General features: G+C 69.4%; 6 protein-coding genes. 4 read left to right on the top strand and 2 right to left on the bottom strand.

Going from position 1 to position 6,847, the window contains the following annotated elements; translation table 11 throughout:
- Window positions 1–142: 142 nt before the first annotated feature.
- Window positions 143–2,275, bottom strand: coding sequence for a cell wall metabolism sensor histidine kinase WalK (locus tag M2390_RS02440; RefSeq protein WP_259176775.1), 2,133 nt, complete (start codon window positions 2,273–2,275; stop codon window positions 143–145).
- Window positions 2,268–2,951: a response regulator transcription factor gene (locus tag M2390_RS02435; RefSeq protein WP_259176774.1), complete on the bottom strand. Its 684-nt coding sequence runs from the start codon at window positions 2,949–2,951 to the stop codon at window positions 2,268–2,270. The genes M2390_RS02440 and M2390_RS02435 overlap by 8 nt, the downstream gene beginning before the upstream one ends.
- A gap of 112 nt (window positions 2,952–3,063) precedes the next feature.
- Here M2390_RS02435 and M2390_RS02430 point away from each other — a divergent pair, with 112 nt between their 5' ends.
- From M2390_RS02430 to M2390_RS02415, 4 genes are read left to right on the top strand one after another with little or no spacing between them, the layout of a single operon-like run.
- Window positions 3,064–3,699: a hypothetical protein gene (locus tag M2390_RS02430; RefSeq protein ID WP_259176773.1), complete on the top strand. Its 636-nt coding sequence runs from the start codon at window positions 3,064–3,066 to the stop codon at window positions 3,697–3,699.
- The gene (locus tag M2390_RS02425; RefSeq protein ID WP_259176772.1) at window positions 3,696–4,871 is read left to right on the top strand and encodes a peptidoglycan-binding protein; all 1,176 of its coding nucleotides are present in this window, start codon (window positions 3,696–3,698) and stop codon (window positions 4,869–4,871) included. Before M2390_RS02430 ends, M2390_RS02425 begins: the two co-directional genes overlap by 4 nt.
- The gene (locus M2390_RS02420) at window positions 4,868–5,542 is read left to right on the top strand and encodes an ABC transporter ATP-binding protein (protein ID WP_259176771.1); all 675 of its coding nucleotides are present in this window, start codon (window positions 4,868–4,870) and stop codon (window positions 5,540–5,542) included. The genes M2390_RS02425 and M2390_RS02420 overlap by 4 nt, the downstream gene beginning before the upstream one ends.
- Window positions 5,539–6,756: an ABC transporter permease gene (locus tag M2390_RS02415; RefSeq protein ID WP_259176768.1), complete on the top strand. Its 1,218-nt coding sequence runs from the start codon at window positions 5,539–5,541 to the stop codon at window positions 6,754–6,756. The genes M2390_RS02420 and M2390_RS02415 overlap by 4 nt, the downstream gene beginning before the upstream one ends.
- The last annotated feature ends 91 nt before the right edge of the window (window positions 6,757–6,847 follow it).

Here is a 6,847-nt window from a genome sequence, read left to right as displayed (position 1 = left end):
GCCGGTGGGGGGGTGCTTGGGGCTGGCTGCGGCGGGGGGGGTTGGTTAATCCTTTCTTGGGGGTGGTTTTTTTTTACCTCTTTTTGCTATTCAAAACCCCCCCCACCCCCGTAAAGGCCCGTAGGGCGCCCGGCCCCTGGGCTCACCTCGACGGCGTGCCGCCCCGATCCGAGATGGGCGGCGCGTCCGGGAACCACAGGGTCACCGCTGTGCCGGTGCCCTGGGTGCTGGTCAGGGTCGCGGAGCCGCCATGGAGGCGCAGGATTTCGCGCACGATGGCCAGGCCCAGGCCGCTGCCGCCGGTGGCGCGGGTGCGCGACTTATCGGCGCGGCGGAACCGATCGAAGACGAAGGGAACCTCCTCGGCGGGGATGCCCGAACCGCTGTCGGTCACGGTGAACGCGATACCGTCGGGCACGCCACCCGAGATGTCAACCCCCGGGCGCTCGTCCCTCGAACGGACCTCGCCGCGGCGCTCATCCCTCGAACGTCCTTCGGCGCTGCGATCCTCTCCCAGCATTGCCTCGCCGCGGCGCTCGGCGGTGATCGTGATGCGACCGCCCTCCGGGGTGTGTCGCACCGCGTTGGAGACCAGGTTGAGCAGGGCCTGGCGCAGGCGGAAGGGATCCGCGCGCACCATCACGTCGGCGGCCAGGGTCGGGTTGGCGAGCGCGGTCAGGGTGATGCCCGCCGGATCGCTGAGTCCACGCGCCGCGGCCTCGAACTGATCGAGGAATTCCCGCAGCGGAATATCTTCGATTTCCAGGGATAGCTCCCCCGCCTCGGCCAGCGAGAGCTGGTGCAGGTCATCCACCAGGCGCTGCAGCACCAGGGTTTCCCGGTGCAGGGTGGCCAGGAACGCGGCATCCGGGGTCACCAGGTTGTCCTCGGCGGCCTCGACCCATCCCCGCATCGTGGCGATCGGGGTGCGCAGCTCGTGGGAGATGTCGCTCATCATCGCGTTCCGCGAGGATTCCAGGGTTTCCCGGCGCTCGGCCATCGTGTTAAACGCCGTGGCCACGGCGCCCACCTCGTCGCGGCGGCGCACGTCGGCACGCGCCCGCAGGTCTCCGTCGCTGGCGCGGGCGGCCGCGGCGGCCAGGGTGCGCAGCGGACGGGTCAACCGCAGTCCGCCATACAGGCTGAGGCCCAGGGTCAACACCAGAAGCCCGGCGATCAGCAGGGTCAGGCGCAGCTGATTCTCCCCGGAGAAGTCCCAAAACACGCGGGCCGTGGCATCCTGCCCCTGAATAAAGAGGCGCGCGGGTTCGGCCACGCTGGAGGCCAGCTGCTCCTGACGCGAGGTTTCGATGCAGCCGCTCACGCCCCGGTTGGACTCGCGGTCGCTATCCACCGAGGTCCAGCTCAGGTCGGTGTCCAGGATGATCGGATCCTCACCGGAGCGGGCCAGGCAGTCGTTGACCAGGGTGTCCAGTGCCTGAAGGGCTGTGTACTCGCTCTGGGTGGGCTTGCGCAGAAGACCCTCGTCCTCGAGGCAGGGGCGCGGGGTCTGGGTGCCCGTGGGCATCGAAACCACCGGGCGCCCATTGGGCGCGGTATCGCTCAGCACGTCGGGCACACCGTTGGTGCTCAGGCAGGTCACCAGGGCTTTCGCCTCGGCGATCTTCTGATCCCGTTCCTCATCGTTCAGCCGGAACGGGCCGACCGCCCGCGGGTCGATGACCGAGAAGCTCGGCGGCCCGCCGGCCGTCGTCCCGTCGCGGGAGGGCGCGGGGAACGCACCCTCAGACGCCTGCCCAGACTTCTCGGAGGGTTCCGAGGTGGGTGCCGATGTGGGTGCCGAGCCGGGCGTCGCGGATTCCCCCGGCTCGGGATCCTCATCCGGTTCCGGGGCGGTGATCCGCGCCGAGGGAGCGAGGGAGGGATCCAGTGCCAGCGGGTTGAGGATCGCGCGCGCCAGGTCGGGCCGGGGCAGCTGGGCCGACTTTTTAGCGGTGGTGGCGATCAGGTCCCCCGACTCATCCATCAGGGTCAGGGTCACCTCGTTCTCGCTCGCCAGTCGCCTAAGCTCCGGGCCGACGGTATCCCAGTGGGTGTGGGTCGCCGCATAGCCCACCAGGTCGTTATAGACGGCGGTATCGGTGGTGACCGTCTGATCGCGCTTCTGCTCCACCGCCGTTGCGGTGGCCGACACGGTCATCCAGACGGCCGCGGCCACGGACACCGCCACGATCGCCGCGGTCATCACAAACAGCGGCACCACCAGGCTGCGCGGCCACGGCACCCGGTGGCCGCGATCCACCGGCCTACGCATCGGGATCCAGCAGCTTATAACCCACCCCGTAAATCGTGCGGATCAGCAGCGGATGGGCCGGGTTCTGCTCAACCTTCTTGCGCACATTGGACACGTGGACATCGATTGTCCGCCGGGAAATATAGCGGTCCACCCCGTGCAGATTACGGATCAGCTGCTCGCGGGTAAAGACCTGGCCCGGGGCCTGAGCGAGCTGGGCGAGAAACGCAAACTCGCCGGGGGTCAGGTCCAAAACGGTGCCGCCGAGTCGGGCCTCATGGCGACCCGGATCGATCTCCAGTGCGCCCACGCGGATCACCGGCGCCACCGTTCCGCGGGCGTCGCGGCGCAGCAGCGCGCGGACCCGGGCCATCAGCTCGCGCGGACTGTAGGGCTTGGTGAGGTAGTCGTCGGCGCCGAGGTCGAGGCCCAGCAGCAGGTCGTCCTCGGAGGTTTTGGCGGTGACCATCAGGATCGGGACCGCGGATTCGGCACGCAGGATGCGGCATACGTCCAGGCCGTCCAGCCTGGGCATCATCACGTCGAGGATCAGCAGATCCGGGGTCTTCCGGCGCACCTCGTCGAGGGCCGCACGCCCATCGGGGACCACGGTCACGTGGTGCCCCTCATTCTGCGCATAGAGCCGGATCAGCTCGGCCTGCGCGGGGTCGTCCTCGGCAATTAACAGTTCGGCCATGACGGTAGTCTAAGCCCGGGAATCCGCGGGAAACCGGCGGATCACGCCCGTTGGGGCAAACGCACACACGTTCCTAACATTTGCCTGACATTATGTGCCTAGCGTGGCCGCCATGACTGTTTCACGATCGTTTTTGACGCCGCGGATCCTGCTGGTCCCGGCACTGATTCTCGCCGCGATTCTCGGCGGCTGCGCCCAGGAACCCGATACCGGGATCACCCGGGTCGCCGAGCTTCCGCGTGTCTCCTCGAGTGCCGGGACCGATGCGGGAACCTCGAATGCACCCACCGGGAACACCGCGGATGGCGAGGGCTCGGGCCGCCCGCAGATGCGTTTGGACGACTCCCCCGAGCGGCGCGACCAGCTGATCGGCGCGTGGAACGCCTGCCTGATCGCCCACGGTGCGACCGCCGATAACGGCCGCAACGCGCCGGGGGCCGCCGGGCAGTCGGGGACCAAGGCCGACACCTACCCGCGGGCCGCCGATCCGGTGCCCGACACCGCCAAGGCTGCGTGCACGAACCTCCTCCCGCTGATGCCGAAGGAGCTGGAGGCCGCCACCAACCCGAAGTTCCGCGATCAGTCGGTGGCGTGGATCTCCTGCCTGCGCGATCACGGGATCTTTATGCACCTGCTCAACGCGCAAAACCTCGACGCCAACTACGACGACAGCATGACCTCGATCCCCGATAACGCCGGGGACATCGACCAGAAGTGCACCCTGCAGGCCTTCGGGAGCGGGAAGTGAGTCGGCGTTTTCGCCCGGGCAAACGCACCCTCTGGATCTCCGGGATCGCGGTATTGCTGGTGGGTGCGGCGGCCGCGGGGCTCGCGCTGAGTCTGGCACCCACGGTGCCGCCACCCGCGAAGGTGGACCATCGGCCCACCGCGACCGTGACCCGAGGCGATATATCCACCGGAAGCGACTATCCGGCCACGATCGATTTCGGGGCGGCTCATCCAATCACCGGTCCCGGTACCGGGATCATCACCATGCTGCCGGCCGCCGGTACCGTGATCAACCAGGGCGACCAGCTGTATCGGGTCAACGATGAGCCGGTCACGCTGCTGATCGGCACGACGCCGCTCTACCGCGAGCTCTCGCTCACCGGGACGCCTGCCGGCGGTGGCACGGCCAACACCGGCAATTCCGGCAATACCGACGACCCGAGTTCGCCCCCGGCCGCCCCGCCGCAGGCTCCACCCACCCCGCCGCGTCCACCCCACGGCAAGGATGTGGCCGTGGTCGCCGATAACCTGGCCGCCCTGGGCTACACGGTCGGACCCCAGCGCGGCGGCGAGGATCGTGTGTTCACCCCGGCCCTTTCGGCGGCCATTAGGCGCTGGCAGAAGAAGCAGGGCCTCGAACAGACCGGGATCGTCAGTCCCGAACGCTTCCTGGTGAACCCCGGCCCGCTGCGAATCAACGCGATCAGCGCGCGGGTGGGCGACCCCGCCACCGGACCGGTCCTGACCGTGACCGACACCACCCGGGTCATCACCGTCCCGGTGCCCGCGGGCAGCGCGGGTGGGATCACCGTGGGAGCGCAGGCTCCGGTCACGCTGCCCGGCGGCTCAACCCTCACCGGCACCATCGCCGCTCTCCAGAACCCGCCCGCCGGAGATTCGGGCGGCGGCACCCCCAGCATCACCGTCACGCTGACCACCGAGCCCGCCGATGCCGAGAAGCTCACCGCCGCGGGAACCGGGGGTGCCCGGGTGCGCTTCATCGGCCAGACTCACCCCGGCGTGCTGATCGTCCCGGTGACCGCGCTGATCACCGTGCAGGGTGGGGCGCAGGCCATCGAGACCCCGGCCGGGAAACTCATCGCCGTGACCACCGGCCTCTTTGCCGACGGAAACGTGGAGATCTCCGGCGACGGCGTCACCGAGGGCCTCCGGGTGGTGGTGGCTTCGTGACCGCGGTCCTCTCCCTGAGCGAGGTCACCAAGCGCTATCCGGGCGGGGTAACCTCGCTGGATCGGGTCTCCCTCGACATCCACGCGGGCGAGTGCCTGGCAATCGTGGGCCCTTCGGGATCGGGCAAGTCCACACTCCTCAACATCTGTGGCACCCTGGATCGCCCGACCTCGGGCGAGGTGCTGCTGCAGGGCCGCTCGGTTCCCCGGATGAACGACCGTGAGCTCTCGACGCTGCGGGCAAGCACCCTGGGGTTTGTGTTCCAGCAGTCGCACCTCAACGAGCGTCTCTCCGCCGTGGACAACGTGGCCACGGGCCTGCTCTACGCCGGCGTCCCGCGCCGCCAGCGGCCGGCCCTGGCCCGCGAGGCGCTGGACCGGGTGGGCCTCGCGGACCGTTTTTCCCACCGCCCCCACGAGCTCTCCGGCGGAGAACGGCAGCGGGTGGGCATCGCCCGGGCTCTGGTCAACTCCCCCGCGCTGATCCTGGCCGATGAACCCACCGGCGCGCTGGACTCGGTCACCGGACGCCGGATTCTTGATCTATTCCTCGAGCTCAACCGCGAGGGGGCCACGATCGCGCTGATCACCCACGATCAACAGATCGCCGCCGAGCTACCCCGTCGCGTCGAAATCCGCGACGGCCGACTGAGCGAGCGGGTGGCCGCATGAGCGCCGTGCCCGCCCGCCTGAGTCCGCGCACCCGGCTGAGTCCACTCGACGTGCTGAGCCTCGGCTTGGAGGGGGTACGCGGACGTCTCGGGCGTGCGGCGCTCTCGGGCCTGGGGATCGCGATCGGCATCGCGACCCTGGTCCTGGTGACCGCGATTCCCGCGTCCGGACAGCAAAAACTGCTGGACGATATCTCGGCGCTGGGCACCAATATTCTGGTGGCGCAGCCCGCTTCCTCGCCGGATAATCCGATCACCCTGGATCCCGGAGCCCCGGCGATGGCCGGGCGGATCGGGCCGGTGGAACACGTCTCGGCGGTGGCCAACGTGCACCAGACCGTGCGCCGGACCGAGTATGTCGGAGACACCCTGAGCACCGGCATCACCACCCTCGCCGCCCCCGATAACCTGCTGACCACCGTGCACGGGAGAATCGCCTCGGGCCGCTTCCTCGACCCCTCCGCTGCCGCCTATCCCACCGTGGTGCTGGGATCGCAGGCGGCTCGCTGGCTGGGGATTACCGAGGTGAACCCGAATCGGCCCGCGCGGCTGATCGATGTGGGTGGCACCCGCTTTGCGGTGATCGGGATCCTGGCCGCGATGCCGGTGACCCCCGAGCTGGAACAGGCGGTGTTCATCGGCTGGGATGCGGCCCGCAGCACCTTCGGATTCGACGGCAGATCCAGCGTGGTGTACCTGACCGCCGAGGAGTCACAGATCGAGGCGGTGCGGGCGGTCCTCCCGTCAACCCTCGATCCGCAGACGCCCGGACTGATTCAGGTGAGCAGCCCCTCGGAGGCTCTGCTGGCCAAGCGGCACACCCAGAACACCTTCTCGGGCCTGTTTCTCGGGCTCGCCGGGGTCGCCCTGGTGGTGGGCGGGATCGGCGTGGCCAACACGATGATCGTCTCGGTGTTGGAGCGCCGCCGCGAGATCGGTCTGCGCCGCGCCCTGGGGGCCGCGCGCGGGCAGATTCGAGTGCAGTTCCTGATCGAGGCCGTGTTCCTGGCCGGGGCCGGTGGGGTGATCGGAACTCTGCTGGGGGTCGCCGGAACACTCGGCTACACGCTGCTGCAGGGCTGGCCGGTGGTCATCCCCCCGGAGTCGGTGATCGGCGGACTTGTCGGGGCCGTGCTGGTGGGCGCGGTGGCCGGCGTCTACCCCTCGATTCGCGCCGCCCGGCTCCCCCCGACGGAGGCCCTGGCGACCAGCTAACCCGGGCGAACCCGCACAGATCCACACGGCACGCGCCCCTCCTGCGCCACCCGGCGGTGCCCCGGCGATAGACTCGGGACACCGCCGCACC

The organism is Mycetocola sp. BIGb0189 (assembly GCF_024810155.1).
Classification (GTDB): Bacteria; Actinomycetota; Actinomycetes; order Actinomycetales; family Microbacteriaceae; genus Mycetocola; species Mycetocola lacteus.
This window is presented reverse-complemented; position numbering and strand designations above follow the sequence as displayed.

Excerpts from the sequence above, each read along its gene's own strand:
- M2390_RS02440 (WP_259176775.1), bottom strand. The coding sequence starts at position 2,275 with ATGCGTAGGCCGGTGGATCGCGGCCACCGGGTGCCGTGGCCGCGCAGC.
- M2390_RS02435 (WP_259176774.1), bottom strand. The coding sequence starts at position 2,951 with ATGGCCGAACTGTTAATTGCCGAGGACGACCCCGCGCAGGCCGAGCTG.
- M2390_RS02430 (WP_259176773.1), top strand. The coding sequence starts at position 3,064 with ATGACTGTTTCACGATCGTTTTTGACGCCGCGGATCCTGCTGGTCCCG.
- M2390_RS02415 (WP_259176768.1), top strand. The coding sequence starts at position 5,539 with ATGAGCGCCGTGCCCGCCCGCCTGAGTCCGCGCACCCGGCTGAGTCCA.